Here is an 18812-nt window from a genome sequence, read left to right as displayed (position 1 = left end):
ATTACGCAGGAGTAACCTGATGCAGCGACAGGCAATCGCCGTCTCACGACAGTTTTCCCCGACGCCCCTGATGCGCGCCCTCTGGCTCGGCGCGCTCAGCCTCGCCTTTGTTCTGGTGCAGGCGCTGATGGCGCAGGCCCGCCCCGAAAGCCTCGCGCCCCTGGCCGAGCAGATCAGCCCCTCGGTGGTCAACATCACCACCTCGACCGTGGTCGAAGGTCGCACAGGCCCGCAGGGCATCGTGCCCGAAGGCTCCCCGTTCGAGGACTTCTTCCGCGAATTCCAGGACCGCAACGGCCCCGGTGACCGCCCACGTCGGTCCTCGGCTCTCGGCTCGGGTTTCGTGATCTCCGAGGATGGCTTCATCGTCACCAACAACCACGTCATCGAGGGCGCGGACGAGATCAATATCGAGTTCTTCAACGGCAATGAACTGACCGCTGAGCTGGTCGGCACCGACCCCAACACCGACATCGCCCTCTTGAAGGTCGAAGCCGATGGCCCGCTGCCCTTCGTGCCCTTCGGTGACAGCGACAGCGCCCGCGTGGGTGACTGGGTCGTCGCCATGGGTAACCCGCTGGGGCAGGGCTTTTCCGTCTCTGCCGGGATCGTGTCGGCCCGCAACCGCGCGCTCAGCGGCACCTATGACGACTACATTCAGACCGACGCCGCCATCAACCGCGGCAACTCCGGCGGCCCGCTCTTCAACATGGACGGGCAGGTGATCGGCGTGAACACGGCCATCCTGTCGCCCAATGGCGGCTCCATCGGCATCGGCTTTTCCATGGCCTCCAACGTGGTGACCCGCGTGGTCGACCAGCTGAAGGAGTTCGGTGAGACGCGCCGCGGCTGGCTCGGCGTGCGCATCCAGGACGTCACCGAAGACATCGCCGAAGCGATCGGCCTTGAAACGGTGGCGGGTGCGCTCGTGACCTCCGTGCCCGATGGCCCGGCCAAGGATGCAGGGATGCAGGACGGCGACGTCATCCTCAGCTTTGCAGGCGTGGATGTGGCCGACACGCGCGGCCTCGTGCGCCAAGTGGGCAACAGCCCGGTTGGTGAAACGGTGCGCGTCGTGGTCTTCCGCGAGGGTGAGACGGTGACACTGCGTGTGACGCTGGGCCGCCGCGAAGAAGCCGAAGGCGCCGTGCCTGCCGCAGCGCCCGCACCGGACGCGCCGGCTGAAGCCGAAACCGCGAACCTGCTTGGCCTGACGCTGAGCACGCTGACAGATGAGCTGCGCGAGGAACTCGGCGCCGACGCGGATCAGGAAGGGCTTGTCGTGGTCGAGGTCGATGAGACCTCGGAAGCCTACGAAAAAGGCCTGCGCGCCGGTGACATCATCACCGAAGCGGGCCAGCAGCGTGTGAACAGCATCGGCGAGTTCGAAGTGCGCCTGGATGAGGTCGGCGAAGCCGGGCGTAAATCGCTTCTGCTGCTGGTGCGGCGTGCCGGGGATCCACGGTTCGTGGCACTCAGCCTCGCCGAGTAACCCCAGATCGCTCTGAATGACAAAAGGCGCCCCGCGGGGCGCCTTTTTCTTGGGGCTGCCGACCGTAAGGCGCACCGACCGGTGCGCCCCGGCCTCAGGTGTCGCGGGCGACGGCGATCAGCCCCAGCTTGCGGGCCGCGGCGATGGACAGCGCCTTGCTCTCCAACCCCTCGGCGCTTTGATAGCGGCCAATGGCGGCGCGCGTGGCGGTGTCCATCTCGCCCGTGATCGGGCCGCGGTAATAGCCCCGTGCTTCCAGCGCGCGCTGGACAGAGGCGATGAAATCCGGGGTCACGTCGTCTTCGCAGATGATCTCGTACCAGGTCTCGCGGCGGGGCTGCACGACCTCCTGCCGGGTCTCGGTCTTGTAGATCGGCGGGGTCTGCACGCGCCCGTCACTGCTGATCTGGGCGGGCTGCAGCAGAACCTTGCGGGTCACGGTTTCGATCACCGCCGGGCTCACGGTCTTGCCCCAGCAGGTGCCGGGGGCCGCGCCGGGGGGTGCTGTGGCCAGCGAAATCGGGTCGATATTGGACGCCGATGTGACCGTGCCGTTGTGAGCACAGGCTGCCAGCGCAAGGGCCGCCGCCAGAACGGGAAAGAAGGATTTGACTGTCATGCTCGGGCCTCTGGATGGGCTTTTGACGCCACCATAGCGGCGCGTTTATCCCCTGCCTAGTCCCGCACGCCTCAGTCGTTGCGACGGCTGTCCCAGGTGTCGGTCCGCGCTTCGGGGCCCATCTGCCGCCCCGTGCCCTCGGCCAGCAGTTGGTCGAGCAGGGGGGAAATATCCTCGATCTCTTCGGCCAGCACATGGGTGACGTTGTGGGCCCGCTGCAGGCGCCCGGTCACCTTCAGCATCCGGCCCGCCACCACGGCCCGGCGGAACCGTTCGTAAATGTGGCGCCAGACGATGATGTTCACCACGCCGGTCTCGTCCTCGAGGGTGAGAAAGATCACCCCCTTGGCCGTCCCGGGCCGCTGGCGCAGGATCACCAGCCCCGCCACCGCGATCCGCGCATTGACGGGCGGTGCCTCCATCTCCGAGGCGCGCATACAGGACGGCGGCCGGGGCCAAGTGGCAGGCCCCCGTGACGGGGCCGGTGGGACATCCTGCACTCTGGGTGGTTGAAAGATCTGCATGAGAACAAAGATAGAACAAATATCACATGTCGCAAGCGGAAAAGAGGGGGGTCGCAAAAGGGGCTGGCAGCCTTATCTCCTGCCCGGTAGAGATATGCGAAATGCGGAATTGAGGGGGCACGAGAATGGCCAAGATCACCTATATCGAACATGGCGGAACCGAACATGTCGTGGACGTCGCCAACGGCCTGACGGTCATGGAAGGCGCACGCGACAACAACATTCCGGGGATCGAGGCCGATTGCGGCGGCGCCTGCGCCTGTTCGACCTGTCACGTCTATGTCCACCCCGACTGGGTCGGCAAACTGCCCGAAAAGGACGACATGGAAACCGACATGCTCGACTTCGCTTACGAGCCGGACGAGACCCGCTCGCGTCTGACCTGCCAGCTCAAGGTGACGGACGCACTGGACGGTCTGGTCGTGCAGATGCCCGAGAAGCAGATTTAAGATGGCGGTGGCGCCGCGTCTGCTGTCGCGCCTCTTGTGCGCGTCCGCCCGCGGCGCGCTGCAACCGGCGCGCCTTTGGCTTATGTCGCTGGGCGTGATGACGGCTGTCGCACCCGTCTGGGCCGATGTCATCGCGGAGGCGCGCTATGCCGATCCGACCGACCGCTATGCCCACGGGGTTCTGGGCGACGCGATCGAGTGGGGCACGCTGGAACTTGTGATGCAGGACGGAGAAGTGCGCCGGTTCGTGCTGCCCCGCGACCACGTGTTTGAAGACATCGCACCGCGTCTCGCCGACCTCGATGGCGACGGCGCCCCCGAAGTTATGGTGGTCGAAGCCGACATATCGGCTGGAGCCGCCTTTGCCATCTACGGCGCAGAAGGCAAGATCACCGAGACCCCGCATATCGGCACGCGCAACCGCTGGCTGGCACCCGTCGGCGCGGCAGATCTGGACGGTGATGGCGTGATCGAGATCGCCTATGTGGACCGCCCGCATCTGGCCAAGACGCTGCGCATCTGGCGCTATCAGCACAGTACGCTGACCCATGCAGTCGATTTGCGCGGCGTCACCAATCACCGGATCGGAGAAACCGACATTGCCGGTGGCATCCGGGAGTGCGGAAACGGTCCGCAACTTGTCCTCGCCTCGGAGGATTGGTCCGACCTGGTTGCATTTGCCTGGGATGGCGAGGCCTTCATCTTTGAATATCTCGGCGATGACACGCGGCGCCCTGCCTTTGCCCGCGCGCTGGCGTGTCAGTGATCCGGCTCGCTCTCGTTGTGGGCCTGTGGGCCGCGCCGCTGGCCGCGCAGGATCGGCTGAGCCCCGACCAGTTCCTTGACCTTGTCGAAAAGCGCACGGCGTCTTTCTCGACCTTCCCCGGTCGTCAGCCGGTGGGCATCGAGCAGTTCTTGTCCCGCTCCCGTACGGTTTGGGCCCGTGCCAACGGAACCTGCGCCTATGGCCTTGTGACGGTGGAGGAAGGACAGGTCTGTTTCGACTACGACGATGATCCGCCGGGTGTCACGCATTGCTGGGTGCCCTTCCTGCGCGATGCACGACTGTTCGTGGCCTCAACCGGCGATCTGGGCGAGGTGCAGGAGGTGGTCGAGATCAGCGAAGACCCTGTGGCCTGCACGCAGGCGCCCATCTCCTGAGCGTTGGCGCAGCCGGAGAGGGGCCCTTCGGGGAGAATTTTTTTGAAACAGGGAATGCGGACCGTCCCTCTCGCGCGCCACTTCGCGGCATGCTGCCGGGCGACGCGGGCAAAGCCCGCTGGTCCGCGCAGCGGCAAACGCCGTGGGGGCGGCGTTTGAGGTAAGAATGGGCGGAGCCCCGGAGCTGCAGGTGCAGCGGTAAACACCCAGAGGAGTGTCCCGCTAGCGCGCCGCGATGCGGCACGCTTGTTGAGGTCCGGATGGGCGGAGCCGCAGACCCGTTGCGCGCCGATCGTCAGTCCAACGCCCGCCAACCAATGTCGCGTCGGCAGAAGCCGCCGGGGAAGTCGATGGCATCGACCATGGCATATGCAGTATCCGCAGCTTCGCGTAGAGACGGGCCACGGGCCGTGACGTTAAGCACCCGGCCACCTGACGCGGTGATCTTGCCATCCGTCTCGGCCGTGCCCGCGTGAAACACCATCTGGCTGCTCGTCTCTGGCAGGGCATCGAGCCCGCCGATCACGGCGCCCTTGTCGTAGCTGCCCGGATAGCCATCTGCCGCCATGACCACCGTGATGGCGTGATCATCGGCCCAGTTGACCTGCGCCGAAGCCAGGCGTCCTTCTGCGGCGGCGTGCATCAGGTCCAACGCCTGCGCACCCAGCCGCATCATCAGCACCTGGCACTCGGGATCGCCAAAGCGCACGTTGTACTCCACCAGCCGCGGCGCACCGTCCTTGATCATCAAACCGGCATAGAGCACGCCCTGATACGGCATCCCCCGCTTGGCCATTTCGGCCATGGTCGGGCGGATGATCTCTGACAGCGCACGCTCGGCCACCGCATCCGTCAACACCGGCGCAGGGGAATACGCACCCATGCCGCCGGTGTTGGGGCCCGTGTCGCCTTCGCCCACGCGCTTGTGGTCCTGGGCCGTGCCGATGGGCAGCACGTCGGTCCCGTCGCACAGGACAAAGAACGATGCCTCCTCGCCCTCCATGAACTCCTCGATGACAACCTCGGCCCCGGCACCGCCAAAGGCGCCGCCGAACATGTCGTCGATGGCGGCATGGGCGTCCGCAACCGTTTCGGCAATGATCACACCCTTGCCGGCAGCCAACCCGTCGGCCTTGACCACGATGGGCGCACCCTGCGCGCTGACATACTCCTTGGCCGCCGCGGCTTCCGTGAAATGCCCATACGCCGCCGTCGGCGCACCCGCCGCATCGCAAACTGCCTTGGTAAAGGCCTTGGACGCCTCCAACTGTGCAGCCGCCTGGCTGGGGCCAAAGACCAGCACACCCGCGTCCCGCAACCGGTCCGCCACACCCGCGGCCAACGGCGCCTCGGGGCCGACGATGACGAAATCAATGCTCTCGGCCTCGACAAAGCCCACCACGGCGCCGCCATCCTCGATGTCCAAAGCGGCGCATTCCGCAATCGCCGCGATGCCCGCATTGCCCGGCGCCACCACCAACCGGTCACATTTGGGGTTCTGCAACACCGCCCAGGCCAAGCTGTGCTCGCGACCGCCGCCGCCCAAAATCAGAATGTTCATCGCTTGCTCCTTGGCCTTTGCTGGGGCGCGTTCTAAGCTGGGCGGACCCGCTGCACAAGGACGGCAAAAGGACGGCCCATGGACCTCATCGACGACCCCGTTCCCGGCTCGAACACACCCGAATTCTCGGTGTCCGAGATCGCGGGCAAGGTCCGCAAGCTGATCGAGGGCGAACTGGGCTGGGTCCGGATCAAGGGCGAGGTCGGGCGCGTGGTGCTGGCACGCTCGGGCCACCTCTATTTCGACCTCAAGGATGACCGCAACGTCCTGTCCTGCATGACGTGGAAAGGGCAGGTGCAGGGCCTCGGCACCATGCCCGAGGAAGGGATGGAGGTCGTGGCCGAGGGGCGCATGACCGCCTCGGGCTTCCAGTCGAAATTCTCGCTCAACGCCGAGCGGATCGCCATCGCGGGGCAGGGGGCGCTGATGGCGCTTCTGGAAAAACGCAAGAAAGCGCTCGCGGCCGAGGGGCTTTTCGATGACGCGCGCAAACGGCCGCTGCCCTATCTGCCCGAGGTGATCGGGGTGGTGACGTCGCTACAGGGCGCCGTGATCCGCGACATCCTGCACCGCCTGCGCGACCGTTTCCCGCGCAAGGTGCTGATCTGGCCGGTCGCCGTGCAGGGGGCCAACTGCGCCCCCGAAGTCGTGCGGGCGATCGAAGGGTTCAATGCGCTCACGCCCGGTGGCGCAATGCCCCGACCCGACCTGCTGATCGTGGCGCGCGGCGGCGGCTCGGTCGAGGATCTTTGGGGCTTCAATGAAGAGGTCGTCGCACGCGCCGCCGCCGCCTCAGACATTCCGCTGATCTCTGCCGTCGGGCACGAAACGGACACGACGCTGATCGACTTCGTGTCGGACCGGCGCGCGCCCACACCCACGGCGGCCGCGGAAATGGCGGTGCCGGTGCGCCACGAATTGCTCGCCTGGGTCGAACAGGCAGGCGCACGCATGACCGGCGCCGTCAGCAGCGCCATGCAACGGCGCGAACAGCGCTTGCGCGACCTGGCCCGCGCATTGCCCCGCGCCGACGCGCTGGTCGAAGGGCCGCGCCAGCGGCTCGACGTGATCGGCGGGCAGCTTGGCCCGGCCCTCATCGCAGGGGTGCAGCGGCGCAAGGTGCGCCTTTCGGACGTGTCCGGCAGCCTGCGCCCTGCCACGTTGCAGCGCAGTATCGATGCCGAAAAACGGCGGCTACAGGCCCTGTCGGCCCGGTTGGAACCCGCACTCGCCCGCGTGGCGGCTGCCAAACGTGAACGGTTTGAAACCCGCGCCACCCGCCTGACACCCGCCCGGATCGCACAGGATGCGGCGCGCAAATCCGACCGTTTGTACGATGTCACAACCCGCCTGCACGCGGCAGGCCAGCGGCAGGTGGATAGCCTGCAACGCAAGCTCGACGCCATGGACCGCCTGCGCGAAACACTCAGTTACAAGGCGACGCTGGCGCGCGGTTACGCGGTCGTGCGCGGTGACGGGGGCGTGCTGACGACCAAGGCAGCGGCAGAACAGGCCAGCGGGCTGGAGATCGAATTCGCCGACGGGCGGCTCAAGCTGGGTGGCGGCAAGACGGCGACGAAAAAAGCGGCCAAGACGCCCGAACAGGGCTCGCTGTTCTAGGGCAGACGTGTCGTCCGCCTGTCAAACGCCGATCTTGGGCCCCAGACACACCATCTCTTCCCCGATGTCCTGCGCCTCATACAGCTCCGTGCTGGTCGGATCGCTGGCAAAGGTTGCGATCAACCCGCCTGGCCCTTTCTCGAAGGTCCAGCATTGCGGATCGGGGCGATCTTCGTAGACAAAGCAGATCAGCGGGCCATCGGCATACCACCGCCCCTCGCGGCATTCGCCATCGAGGAAAGACCACGTCACGCGCCGATTTTCGTGATAGATTTCAGCGCCATACGCCTCACCCGAGCGTCCGTAGTACAACGTCTTGCCAGTGACATAGGCTTCGAACTCCGCCGCACTCATCGGTTCGGACGACGCAGCGCCCGAGCACAGAACTAGGGCAGCGATCAACATGCGAAACAACATGCGCGCACTGTGTCAGAGCTTGGAGGCGCCCGCTAGTGCCTCAGGCCGGTTCCGGCATCAACTCGCCTTGAGGCGCGGCACTGGCCCAGCGATCCACCCGCTTGTCCATGACGCGCCGCCAGAGCGGTGGCACGAGCGCCAGCACGGCCATCACGGGCAGGGAATGGGGCAGCATCGGCATCCGTTCGGCGTCCAGATCAAGCTGTGGAAAGGCGGTGGCGGGGCGCGCATGGTGCGCCGAATGGCGCGGCGCGTTCAGCATCATGGCCGCCGAATACCAGTGCGGCGCGTTCCAGGAATGGGCCGGACCCATTGGCTCACGCCGCCCGTCGGGCATTGTTTTCCGCAACAATCCATAGTGCTGCACGTAATCCGACAGCATCAACTGCGCCTGCGCGTAGAGGCTGATCAGGATCAGCCCCACCAACCCCGAAGTACCCGCCAGCAGCGCGGCTGCACCCAAGCTCAACGCCGCGCCGATGCCATAGAACAAATAGGGTGGGGGCACCGCTGACCCGCCATGTCTCTGCCGTTCCGCCCGCAACCCTGCGCGAAAACTCCCCACCCACGTGCGCGGCAGATAGGCCCAGAACCCCTCACCGCGCAGCGCCGTGGCCGGGTCTTTCTCGGTCGCCGCATGGATATGATGCACCAGCCGATGCGCGCTCGTGTGATGTCCGAAAAGGATCGAACTGTAGCACGCAGCCCCCAGCCGAAACGCCCAGCGATTGGCGCGATGGATCAACTCATGCGCGTTCGAGTTCGACACCTGTCCGAAAAACAGCCCCGCCGCGACGATGATCAACCCCTTGTCCAGCGTCGGCAACTCCGTCCCCATCGCCCACACGCTCAGTCCCAGCAGCACGAAGTGCGCCAGCCCCAAAACCTCGGACAACCGATGCCCCGTCGCTTGCGTCGCCGCAGGCCGTACCGGCAGCTTGTCGAGGAAAAACACGACCACCGTAATCACCGCCACCGCAATAGCAGGCCACGGCCCGCCAAACAGGCACGCCGCCGCCAGGCACAGACCCGGCAGAAAGCTCGCAATCGCAAAGGGTGTCAACGTTGGCATGGTCATAGAATCACTCACGCTTAGGACAGCAAACCCTAGCACGGCCTGCGTCCGCGCCAAGCTCGCAGGCATTTGCTGCCAAAGCGTGACCGATTGGCGGCGACATGGTGACGATAGGCGCGTCGATTGATCCGCAACGCGTCGCTTTTGGGCTGATGGCGGTGCGCACCGCTTGGTATCTATGCTTCAACACGCAGGGCAGGAGTGTGCAATGGCACTGGACCAATCGACCAAGGGCAAAGGCGTCTGGAAATCCGGCAAGGGCAAGGGCCGTGTCCGCCCCAAGGGCCGCGCGCTCGAAGACGGGCCTTGGGACGAGGTCCGCGCACTGCTCGGCGACCAACCCCGCCGCCGCGACCTGCTGATCGAATTCCTGCATCTCATCCAGGACACCTACGGCCACCTCTCCGCCGCCCACCTGCGCGCGCTCGCCGAAGAAATGCGTCTGTCGATGGCCGAGGTCTACGAGGTCGCCACCTTCTACGCCCATTTCGACGTGGTGAAAGAAGGCGAAACCCCACCCCCCGCGCTCACCATCCGCGTCTGCGACTCGCTCAGCTGCGAACTGGCGGGTGCCCAACAACTCAAAGCCGCCCTCGAAGACGGCCTCGACGCGAGCGAAGTCCGCGTCCTCCGCGCCCCCTGCATGGGCCGCTGCGACACGGCCCCCACGCTCGAGCTTGGCCACAACCACATCGACCACGCCACGGTCGAAAAGGTCCAAGCCGCCATCACCGCAGACGACACGCACCCCCACATCCCTACATACGAAACGCTCGAAAAATACCGCGAAACAGGCGGTTACGACGCACTTCTCAAGCTCCGTGCCAACGGCAACTGGGAAGACGTGCAGGCCAAAATCAAGGAAAGCGGCCTCCGTGGCCTGGGCGGCGCAGGCTTCCCCTCCGGCACCAAATGGGGCTTTGTCCGTGCCAACGCAGGCCCCCGCTACCTCGCCGTCAACGGGGACGAGGGCGAGCCCGGCACGTTCAAAGACCGCTACTACCTCGAACGCACACCGCACCTCTTCCTCGAAGGGATGCTCATCGCCGCATGGGCGGTCGAGGCCGACACCTGCTTCATCTACATGCGCGACGAATATCCGGCCGTGCTCAAAATCCTCGCCGATGAGATCCAAAGGATCGAAGAGGCCGGGCTCGCACCCAAAGGCTATATCGACCTCCGCCGTGGCGCAGGCGCATACATCTGCGGCGAAGAATCTGCCATGATCGAAAGCATCGAAGGCAAACGCGGCCTCCCACGCCACCGCCCCCCATACGTGGCGCAAGTCGGCATCTTCGACCGCCCCACACTGGTCCACAACGTCGAAACGCTCCACTGGATCGCCCGCATCTGCCGCGAAGGGCCGGAGGTTCTGAACAGCACCGAAAAGAACGGACGCACCGGCCTGCGCAGCTACTCCGTCTCGGGCCGTGTCGCCACTCCGGGCGTCTACCTGCTGCCCGCAGGCTCCACGATCACCGACATCATCGAGGCCGCAGGCGGCATGGCCGACGGCCACAGCTTCAAAGCCTACCAACCTGGCGGCCCATCCTCGGGCCTGCTGCCCGCCTCCATGAACGACATCCCCCTCGACTTCGACACGCTGCAACCGCACGGCACCTTCATCGGCTCGGCAGCAGTCGTTGTCCTCTCGGACCAAGACCGCGCCCGCGACGCCGCCCTCAACATGCTGAAATTCTTTGAGGATGAAAGCTGCGGCCAATGCACCCCGTGCCGCGTAGGCTGCGAAAAGGCGGTCAAGCTGATGCAGGCGGACACATGGGATCAGGACCTGCTGGGCGAGCTTTGCACCGCCATGACCGACGCCTCGATCTGCGGCCTCGGCCAAGCAGCCCCCAACCCGATCAAACTGACGATCCAGCACTTCGCAGACGAAATCTAAGACCTACCAATTCTTGTAAACGGCGCAGGGACACCCCTGCGCCCGCACATCCTGACAAATCTTCGACACGGCACCACGGTCATTCCCCGACACACGCGCCATGTGATAGCCGGGCCGCCCCTGCACCCGGTTCTTCACAAACACGATGTCCACCTTCGCATCGCCAAGGGCACGACAGGACTGCGCCACCGCCTTCGCCTTGCGCTCCGCCGCTGCCTTGGTCGCACCAAACCCGATCTGCGCGCCCCATTTCGGAAGGGTCGGTTTGCCCGGTATCCCCTTGATCTTGCTCACCTTCCGACTGCGCGCTATGGCAAGGCACGCAGGCATGAACGGCTTGTCCGTCTCCAGCGCAAAATCATGGGCCTTGGGCGGCGCATCCCGCCAATCCTCCGCCGTCAGGCCGGTGATGATCTGGACATAGTTGATGGTCTCTCGCGCCAGCCCGCCGCCTTCCATGAACCCGTCAGCCCGGCGCTCACCACCGTTATACGCCACCGCCGCCAACCCGGCATTGCCATAGCGACGCTGCAACTCGGCCAGATACTGCGCCGACCGCTCCATTGCCTCTGCCGGGTTGTAACTGTCTGAAAACCCGCGCAGTTTTGCCGTCCCCGGCATGAACTGCGCAATCCCCTGCGCCCCCGCAGGGCTCAGCGCATTGGCATCAAACCGGCTCTCCTGCCATAACAGCCGCGCAAAAAACCCAGCATCCAGCAGATGCCTGCGGCTCGCATCCTCGATATGCTGGCAGATATCAAACGCCGCATGTTCAGGCCGGATACAGGCCACAGGTCCCAGCGATCCGTCCGAACACAACGTACCCGGTGACCGCGCCGCCACCGGCATCGGCATTGGCAGCGCCATCGCGAGGGCCAGCAACAAAACCGCCCAGAACTCATACCTTTTCATGCCAGCGCGCTCGTATTAGGTGAGGGTCAGGTCAAGTATCGGGGCATCATGGCATTTTTCAAGAAACTCAAGGACCGGTTGTTCAAATCCTCGTCCAAGATTGACGAGGGGCTGGAGGCGATCGTCGAAGATGGCGGCGTGGAAGAGGCCGCAGCCCCCGATCCCGAGATCATTCCGACACCCGACCCGACGCCAGCGCCGACGCCCACAGAAATGCCCCCGCTCGCGGACCCCGTGCCCGCATCCGCGCCAGCGGAGATGCCACAGATTTCCGATCCGGAGCCGATGTCCGAACCGGTGGAAACACCTGTTGTGCCCGATCCCGAACCGGTCATCGTTCCAGAGCCAGAGCCAGAGCCAGAGCCAGAGCCAGAGCCAGAGCCAGAGCCAGAGCCAGAGCCAGAGCCAGAGCCAGAGCCAGAGCCAGAGCCAGAGCCAGAGCCAGAGCCGATCAATGTGCCTGAGCCTGAGCCGGAACCCACCCCGCGCCCAACCGATCTTGCCATGGAAACGCCCGCCGCAGCGGTCGAGGACCTGCCGCAGGCCGTGGACCCGGAACCGGCCCCTATGGCCGCTGTCGTCAATCCCTCCGCACTGGTCGAAACAGCACCCGCACCCGACCAACCCAAGCGGGGCCTTCTTGGTCGCCTGCTGGGCCGCCGTGACGCGGCCCCCGTCATGCGTCGTGAACTGGACGACGACATGCTGGAACAGCTGGAGGAGTTGCTCATCGCCGCCGACATGGGCGTCGACACCGCCCTCCGTGTCACTGCCAACATGGCCGAGGGGCGCATGGGCAAGAAGCTGTCGGTGCAGGAAATCAAGGAGTTGATGGCGCAGGAAATCGCCCGGATCATGGACCCCGTGGCGAAACCTCTGCCACTCTATCCGCAAAAGCCGCAGGTGGTGCTGGTCGTGGGTGTCAACGGCTCGGGCAAGACCACCACCATCGGCAAACTCGCCAGCCAGTTCCGCGCCGCAGGCAAATCCGTCGTGATCGCCGCAGGCGACACGTTCCGTGCGGCGGCGGTCGAACAATTGCAGGTCTGGGGCGAACGGGCAGGGGTGCCCGTGCTGACCGCACCCGAAGGCACCGACCCCGCCAGCCTCGCCTTCGACGCCATGACCAAGGCGCAGGCCGATGGCGCCGACCTTCTGATGATCGACACTGCGGGCCGTCTGCAAAACCGTGGCGACCTGATGGAAGAGCTCGCCAAGATCGTCCGCGTCATCCGCAAGAAAGACGAAAGCGCTCCGCACAACACGCTCTTGGTGCTGGACGCAACGACCGGCCAGAACGCACTGGCGCAGGTCAAGGTGTTTCAGGAGGTCTCGGACGTGTCGGGCCTCGTCATGACCAAGCTCGACGGCACGGCCAAAGGCGGCGTGCTCGTGGCCCTCGCCGACAAGTTCGGCCTGCCCATCCACGCCATCGGCGTGGGCGAGCAAATCGACGACCTCTCGCCCTTCGATCCCGAAGAGTTCGCGGCGGCGTTAACGAATTTGGAAGGTTCTTGATCCAGCAATTTCAATGACTTGCAAAATGTCCCACGCTGGGACACCCCAGACATGACCGACTGGCTCGCCAGCATCGAAGGCACCGAAACGGGCCATACGGTGGCCCTCTACCTGGCCATTTCTGCGGCCTTTCTCCACGCCGTTTTCGGCGCCCTCCAAAAGGGCCGCCACGACCCCTGGCTGACCCGCGGCGCCATCGACGCCTCCTACGGCCTCATGGCCGCCCCCTTCGCCCTCTTCGTGGTCCCTTGGCCCGAACCCCACATGTGGCCCATTTTCGGCGTCGTTTTCCTGATCCACGTCGCCTACAAAGTCCTGCAAGCCTGGGCCTACACCAAGGGCGATTTCACGGTGGTCTACCCCGTGGTCCGCGGCACCGGCCCGCTTTTCACGGTCATCGGTGCCTACCTCCTTTTCTCCGAAACCTTCACGCTCATCCAATGGCTCGGCGTGGGAGTCCTCCTCGCCGGAATCTACGGCCTCGCCCTCTACAACCTGCGCCACCTCGAAACCAACCGCGACACGCTCCCCATGGCCCTGGGCCTCGCCGTGGTCACCGGCCTTTTCGTCGCCCTCTACACCACCTACGACGCCTACGGCATCCGGGCGACCGAGAACCCCTTCACCTTCCTCGCGTGGTTTTTCATGATCGATGGCATCTTCATGCCGCCCGTCGCCTACATGCGCTGGAAGCGGATGGAAAACCCACCGGCACTGCCGCCCCTCATGCTCAAAGGCGTGATCGGCGGCATCGTTGCCTTCCTCTCCTTCGGCTCCATCATGATGGCGACCCGGCTGGACAAGGTGGGCGAGGCGGCGGTGCTGCGGGAAACATCGACCGTATTTGCCGCAATCATCGGTTGGCTGGTGCTGAAAGAAACGGTAGGACCGCGCAGAATTGCCCTGATGGCTCTGATTGCCGCCGGGGCCGTGATCGTCGAGATGGGCGGGTAACAAGAGGCAGAACATGGCTGAGGCGCGCGAGATCAATCCATTGTTGAAACAGGTGCTGGAACTGGGCCCGCCCTTGGTCTTTTTCCTGATCTACCTCCGCATCCGCGACGAGACCTACGAATTTGCGGGCACCGAATACTCCGGCTTCATCGTCGCCACGCTGATCTTTGTGCCCATCATGCTGATCGCCATGGGCGTCCTCTGGGCGCTCACACGGCAGCTGAGCCGGATGCAGATCTTCACCGCCTTCATGGTCATCTTCTTCGGCGCGCTGACGGCGTGGTTTAATGACGAGCGGTTCTTCAAGATGAAAACCAGCATCGTCTATGGCGTCTTTGCCCTGCTGCTCGGGATCGGCCTTCTGCGCGGCCAAAGCTGGTTGGCTTACGTACTGGCCGATGCCGTACCGATGCGGCACGAGGGGTGGATGATCCTTACCCGCCGGCTCTGCGCGATGTTCGCCACGCTGGCGGTGGCCAACGAGATCATATGGCGCACCATGTCCACTGACACATGGGTGAAAATCGAGACCTTTGGCTTTCCCATCGCCATGATCGCTTTCATCTTCCTGCAATTCGCGGCGCTGCAAGAGCACATGATTTCAGAAGACGAAGACGAAAGTCCGCAGGCCTAGGCGCGTGCGCTGCGGATCTTTTCCGCATCATGCTGCCAGTTGCTTTCGCGCGGGGCCACGGCGAAGGCGACCTTGAGCGCCAGATCACGCGAGATCATCGCCTCCAACGCCAGCTTGAACCGCGACTTGCGCGCGGCACGCGCACGCAAGGCCGTCACGTCCCATTCGAGCACCTCTGCTCCGGCTTGCAAACGTGTTGTCGCGGCACTGGGCTGTTGCGACAGATACGCGACCTCACCCACGAACAGGCGGGGCGGCATGACAAATCGCTCACCCCGTTTCTCGATCTGGATCGCACCGGAGATGACGTAGAACAGCGACGGCATTGCCGCGCCTTCGGTCGAGATGTCGGTGTCAGCGTCCAAGGTGTAGCGGCGGGCCCGCACAACCAGTTCCCGGAAGTCACCGGGCGGCAGACCTTCGAACTGAGGGTAAATATCGCGGTGCGCCAGCGGGACGGCCAGCGGAGAGTTCCGCCAGAACAGGCTGCACAGTCCGATCACATTGGCCACGCCCATCACGATGGAGGTATAGATCGCCTCCCACAGGGGCACATCGGCGGCCACCGCGTAGTACCAGATATACAGCAACGTGCCGGTCAGGATCATCAGCCGCAGGATCACCTGGTTGATGATCAGATAACCCAGCGTGAACACAACACCTGCGGCCAGCACGATCCACTCTGGCGGCACCACATCGTTCAGCATTTTCGTCTTCCCGTTTCCCCGCCGCGCAGGGTGGACCGGAAGGCTTAATTCTCAAAGCACTTTTTGAGACGTCAGGCGTCAAAAGCGGCGTCAGCCTTTGCGACCGAACAGGTTTTCCTGCGATGTCTTGTCCTGCTTGGTGGTCCGCAGATCAAGGTGCAGGGCGTGGCCCCGTTGCACCGCCGGGCGGCTGCCCACCAAATCAAGCCAGCGGGCGAGGTTGGGCTTGTCGTCGAGGGTCTGCTCCTGCCCCTCCCACAGCGACGCCCATGGCCAGATCGCCATGTCAGCGATGGAATAGTCACCGGCGACGTACTCATTCTCGGCCAGTTGCCGGTCCAGCACGCCGTAGAGCCGCGCTGTTTCATTGCGGTAGCGGTCCTTGGCGTAGGGGATGTCATGCCCCATTTGCGGGGCGTATTTCAGGAAATGATGCGTCTGACCGGCCATCGGACCGACGCCGCCCATCTGCCACATCAGCCATTGATCGACTGCAACACGCTCCCGTTCACTCTTGCCCCCGAAACGGCCCGTCTTGCGGGCGAGGTATTGCAGGATGGCACCGCTTTCAAAGATCGAGATCGGGGAGCCGTCCGGTCCATCGGGGTCGGTGATCGCGGGCATCCGGTTGTTGGGCGCGATTTTCAGGAAGTCCGGCTTGAACTGATCTCCGGCGCGGATGTCGATCAGGTTGACCCTGTAGGTCAGATCGAACTCCTCAAGCGCGATTGAGACCTTCCAGCCGTTGGGCGTGGGCCAATAGTACAGGTCGATCATCATGTCCTCCGGGCAATCCGGACATCATGTTGCGGTTTTCTGACCGGCGGGCAAGTAAGAGGGGAGGTGCGGCACTGCAAAGATGCGTGACCAGCGTGGAGCAGTATGGTCGGGCAGGGCGTCCTGCAGGGCATCGAGCGGTACAGCATCGGCTTGGCGCAGGGCGCGGGCGTAGAACCGGAGCGCGCCGCCACGGGTGTAGCCGGACCAGTGGCAGATCCGCCGTTGTGGCGGGTCGATATGGCCGCCGAACCGGTTGAGCGCGGCAAGGGTGCGCGTGCAGTCGAGTTGAATGTTGACGCTATTGGGCACGGACAGGCCACTGCCCATGGCGCGGTCCTGAGCGACATCCGGTGCGATCAGGCGTTCGAACATCAGGTCGAACAGGTCGTTTTCGCGGCTGGTGATGTTGAGCATCTCGACCGTGCGACCCGCGACAGTCTCGAGAGCGGTTTCCGCTACACTGGCATAGCTGGCCCCGGTGATCGCGATGATCCGCTGGAGCGCGTGGGGCGGCAGGTGGTGCAGCGCCTCGAAGATGACTTCGGAGCCCATGGAATGGGTGATGGCGTGGATGGGCCGATCTGGTGCCGTGGCGCGGAGGGTGCGGATGGTCTGGGCCAACGCCACGCCCGCCATCCGGGCGGATCGCTGCGCGCGCCACAGATTGCCGCGTGCGCGCCAGCCAAAGGCAATCGCCAGCCCCTCATTCGTGTGGCCACAAGCGAAACCCAAGGGCCGCAGCCACTGGCGATGCGTGTTGTCGAGGTGCCGGGTGCGGCCAAAGATGCGGACGTGTGGGCAGAACCGCGCATCACTCGGGTCGTATTTGAAGCCGTGGATCAGGATGATGATCGGACCCTTGCCGCGCGCCGCGTGGCGCAGGGCAGGCAGAGCAGGCGCAGGGGAGCCGTGCAGCACCAATCCGTCGGGACCGGCATTCAGTCTCAGGATGGGCATGTCTGCACCTCCTACCACATGTTGTGGGGCTCCTATGGCGCAGGCATATGACGCGGCGATGAATTTTAGGTTACAGCACCGTGACGGTGTTGACGCTGCGCTGCGGCGGGCGTAATCCATGCGCCGTGGCGATTTGTTACCGGATTGCGGGCCACGTTAAACATTTCCGCTAAAAGGTCAGGATGAAAGCCCCCCTTTCGCTTGACCCGCGTCTGGGGGTTTTTTGTGGCCTGACCCCATTCCAGGCCCACGATGGAGACTGAACATGTCCGACACATGGAATGCGCGCACCCGTGCTGTCCACGGCGGCACCCGCCGCAGCCAGTATGGCGAGGTGAGTGAGTCGATTTTTCTGACGCAGGGGTTTGTCTATCCCACAGCCGAAGCGGCGGCGCAGCGGTTTGAAACGCTTGGTGAAGACGAGTTCATCTATGCCCGGTACGGCAACCCGACCGTGCGCATGTTCGAAGAGCGTATCGCGATGCTGGAAGGGGCCGAGGACGGCTTTGCGACCGCTTCGGGCATGGCTGCGGTGTCGGGGGCACTGACCTCAATGCTCAAGGCCGGGGACCGGGTCGTGTCGGCGCGCGCGCTGTTCGGGTCCTGTCTTTACGTGCTGGAAGAGGTGCTGACCCGCTACGGGGTCGAGGTTGAGTTCGTGGACGGCACCGACATCGAGGCATGGCGCGCTGCGATCACGCCCGGCACCACGGCTGTGTTTTTCGAAAGCATCTCGAACCCGACACTGGAAGTCGTGGACATCAAGGCGGTGTCTGACTTGGCCCATGCGGTCGGCGCGACGGTCCTTGTGGACAACGTCTTCGCCACGCCCGTGTTCTCGGATGCCATCGCGCAGGGCGCGGACGTGGTCATTTACTCGACCACCAAACACGTGGACGGGCAGGGGCGCGCATTAGGCGGTGTGATCCTTGGCACACAAGAGTTCATCCGCAAAACGGTTGAGCCTTACATGAAGCACACGGGCGCTGCGATGTCGCCATTCACCGCCTGGGTTATGCTCAAGGGCCTGGAGACCATGGAGCTGCGGGTCCGGGCGCAGGCGGCCTCGGCCTTGCAATTGGCCGATGCGCTTCAGGGGCATCCGGCGCTTGCACGGGTGATCTATCCCGGCCATGCCAGCCACGCTCAGCACGATCTTGTGGCGCGTCAGATGGGTGGGCCCGGCGGCACGGTTCTGTCGCTGGACCTCGCCGGGGGGCAGGAGGCTGCGTTCAGGTTTCTGAATGCCCTGACGATCCCGGTGATCTCGAACAACCTGGGCGACGCCAAGTCCATCCTGACCCATCCCGCCACCACGACGCACCAGCGTTTGCCGCAGGATCAGAAGGACATTCTGGGCATCACCCCCGGCCTCGTGCGCATGTCCGTGGGGATCGAGCATGGCGACGATCTGGTGGCCGACATCCTGCAAGCCTTGGAAAAGGCACAATAATGCACATTGTCACCCTGCCGCGAAAAAGCGGCAGGAGCCCCATCTAAATGTCATCCATGTTGCAGCGTCACACGTA

The 18812-nt window shown here is 64.5% G+C and carries 19 protein-coding genes and 1 riboswitch; of the genes, 10 read left to right on the top strand and 9 right to left on the bottom strand.

The window, feature by feature from the left end; genetic code table 11:
• Window positions 1-19: 19 nt before the first annotated feature.
• The gene (locus KUV51_RS08685; RefSeq protein ID WP_222521132.1) at window positions 20-1492 is read left to right on the top strand and encodes a Do family serine endopeptidase; all 1473 of its coding nucleotides are present in this window, start codon (window positions 20-22) and stop codon (window positions 1490-1492) included.
• 94 nt (window positions 1493-1586) lie between these two features.
• Here the strand turns inward: KUV51_RS08685 and KUV51_RS08680 are convergent, their stop codons facing one another.
• Window positions 1587-2111, bottom strand: a complete 525-nt coding sequence (locus KUV51_RS08680; protein WP_222521131.1) for a peptidoglycan-binding domain-containing protein — start codon at window positions 2109-2111, stop codon at window positions 1587-1589.
• Between the two features lie 71 nt (window positions 2112-2182).
• On the bottom strand, window positions 2183-2635 hold the full coding sequence (locus tag KUV51_RS08675; protein ID WP_222521130.1) for an OB-fold nucleic acid binding domain-containing protein: 453 nt from the start codon (window positions 2633-2635) through the stop codon (window positions 2183-2185).
• A gap of 125 nt (window positions 2636-2760) precedes the next feature.
• Here KUV51_RS08675 and KUV51_RS08670 point away from each other — a divergent pair, with 125 nt between their 5' ends.
• The 3 genes from KUV51_RS08670 to KUV51_RS08660 are packed head-to-tail and all read left to right on the top strand — an operon-like array spanning window position 2761 to window position 4245.
• Complete coding sequence (locus KUV51_RS08670) at window positions 2761-3084, top strand: 2Fe-2S iron-sulfur cluster-binding protein (RefSeq protein ID WP_222521129.1); 324 nt, start codon at window positions 2761-2763, stop codon at window positions 3082-3084.
• Between the two features lies 1 nt (window position 3085).
• Window positions 3086-3850, top strand: a complete 765-nt coding sequence (locus tag KUV51_RS08665) for a VCBS repeat-containing protein (protein WP_315898804.1) — start codon at window positions 3086-3088, stop codon at window positions 3848-3850.
• Window positions 3847-4245, top strand: coding sequence for a hypothetical protein (locus KUV51_RS08660; RefSeq protein WP_222521128.1), 399 nt, complete (start codon window positions 3847-3849; stop codon window positions 4243-4245). The genes KUV51_RS08665 and KUV51_RS08660 overlap by 4 nt, the downstream gene beginning before the upstream one ends.
• Before the next feature lie 295 nt (window positions 4246-4540).
• Here KUV51_RS08660 and purD read toward each other — a convergent pair whose 3' ends face one another.
• Window positions 4541-5806 carry a phosphoribosylamine--glycine ligase gene (gene purD, locus KUV51_RS08655; RefSeq protein ID WP_222521127.1) on the bottom strand — a complete coding sequence of 422 codons (1266 nt, stop codon included), beginning with the start codon at window positions 5804-5806 and terminating at the stop codon, window positions 4541-4543.
• A 78-nt stretch (window positions 5807-5884) separates the two neighbouring features.
• On the opposite strand from purD, the gene xseA reads away from it, so the two are divergent.
• Window positions 5885-7426 carry an exodeoxyribonuclease VII large subunit gene (gene xseA, locus KUV51_RS08650; RefSeq protein WP_222521126.1) on the top strand — a complete coding sequence of 514 codons (1542 nt, stop codon included), beginning with the start codon at window positions 5885-5887 and terminating at the stop codon, window positions 7424-7426.
• A gap of 21 nt (window positions 7427-7447) precedes the next feature.
• Here xseA and KUV51_RS08645 read toward each other — a convergent pair whose 3' ends face one another.
• Entirely contained in the window at window positions 7448-7831 is a 384-nt protein-coding gene (locus tag KUV51_RS08645; RefSeq protein ID WP_222521125.1) for a hypothetical protein, read from the bottom strand.
• Window positions 7832-7883: 52 nt separating this feature from the next.
• A complete protein-coding gene (locus tag KUV51_RS08640) occupies window positions 7884-8921 on the bottom strand; it encodes an alkane 1-monooxygenase (protein WP_261385690.1) in 1038 nt (345 codons plus the stop codon).
• A 205-nt stretch (window positions 8922-9126) separates the two neighbouring features.
• Between KUV51_RS08640 and KUV51_RS08635 the strand changes: the two genes are divergently transcribed.
• A complete protein-coding gene (locus KUV51_RS08635) occupies window positions 9127-10821 on the top strand; it encodes an NAD(P)H-dependent oxidoreductase subunit E (protein WP_222521124.1) in 1695 nt (564 codons plus the stop codon).
• 3 nt (window positions 10822-10824) lie between these two features.
• Here KUV51_RS08635 and KUV51_RS08630 read toward each other — a convergent pair whose 3' ends face one another.
• Window positions 10825-11733 carry a lytic transglycosylase domain-containing protein gene (locus tag KUV51_RS08630; RefSeq protein ID WP_261385689.1) on the bottom strand — a complete coding sequence of 303 codons (909 nt, stop codon included), beginning with the start codon at window positions 11731-11733 and terminating at the stop codon, window positions 10825-10827.
• A 48-nt stretch (window positions 11734-11781) separates the two neighbouring features.
• On the opposite strand from KUV51_RS08630, the gene ftsY reads away from it, so the two are divergent.
• The 3 genes from ftsY to KUV51_RS08615 are packed head-to-tail and all read left to right on the top strand — an operon-like array spanning window position 11782 to window position 14839.
• Window positions 11782-13251 (top strand): signal recognition particle-docking protein FtsY, encoded by a 1470-nt coding sequence (gene ftsY / locus KUV51_RS08625; RefSeq protein WP_222521123.1) that lies wholly within the window; start codon window positions 11782-11784, stop codon window positions 13249-13251.
• A 51-nt stretch (window positions 13252-13302) separates the two neighbouring features.
• Window positions 13303-14205 carry an EamA family transporter gene (locus KUV51_RS08620; protein ID WP_222521122.1) on the top strand — a complete coding sequence of 301 codons (903 nt, stop codon included), beginning with the start codon at window positions 13303-13305 and terminating at the stop codon, window positions 14203-14205.
• A 13-nt stretch (window positions 14206-14218) separates the two neighbouring features.
• Window positions 14219-14839, top strand: coding sequence for an inner membrane-spanning protein YciB (locus tag KUV51_RS08615; RefSeq protein WP_222521121.1), 621 nt, complete (start codon window positions 14219-14221; stop codon window positions 14837-14839).
• Here the strand turns inward: KUV51_RS08615 and KUV51_RS08610 are convergent.
• The 3 genes from KUV51_RS08610 to KUV51_RS08600 all read right to left on the bottom strand — a co-directional run bounded on the left by KUV51_RS08610 (window position 14836) and on the right by KUV51_RS08600 (window position 17283).
• Complete coding sequence (locus tag KUV51_RS08610) at window positions 14836-15546, bottom strand: Crp/Fnr family transcriptional regulator (RefSeq protein WP_222521120.1); 711 nt, start codon at window positions 15544-15546, stop codon at window positions 14836-14838. The two genes, KUV51_RS08615 and KUV51_RS08610, sit on opposite strands and share 4 nt — an antisense overlap.
• A 90-nt stretch (window positions 15547-15636) precedes the next feature.
• Window positions 15637-16323: a glutathione S-transferase N-terminal domain-containing protein gene (locus KUV51_RS08605; RefSeq protein WP_222521296.1), complete on the bottom strand. Its 687-nt coding sequence runs from the start codon at window positions 16321-16323 to the stop codon at window positions 15637-15639.
• Between the two features lie 24 nt (window positions 16324-16347).
• A complete protein-coding gene (locus tag KUV51_RS08600; protein WP_222521119.1) occupies window positions 16348-17283 on the bottom strand; it encodes an alpha/beta hydrolase in 936 nt (311 codons plus the stop codon).
• Between the two features lie 115 nt (window positions 17284-17398).
• A riboswitch (SAM riboswitch) is annotated at window positions 17399-17476 on the top strand.
• Between the two features lie 72 nt (window positions 17477-17548).
• On the opposite strand from KUV51_RS08600, the gene metZ reads away from it, so the two are divergent.
• A complete protein-coding gene (gene metZ / locus KUV51_RS08595) occupies window positions 17549-18736 on the top strand; it encodes an O-succinylhomoserine sulfhydrylase (protein ID WP_222521118.1) in 1188 nt (395 codons plus the stop codon).
• Window positions 18737-18812: the final 76 nt, after the last annotated feature.

Origin of the sequence: Tateyamaria omphalii, assembly GCF_019802125.1 — a bacterium.
Taxonomy (GTDB): Bacteria; Pseudomonadota; Alphaproteobacteria; order Rhodobacterales; family Rhodobacteraceae; genus Tateyamaria; species Tateyamaria omphalii_B.
This window is presented reverse-complemented; position numbering and strand designations above follow the sequence as displayed.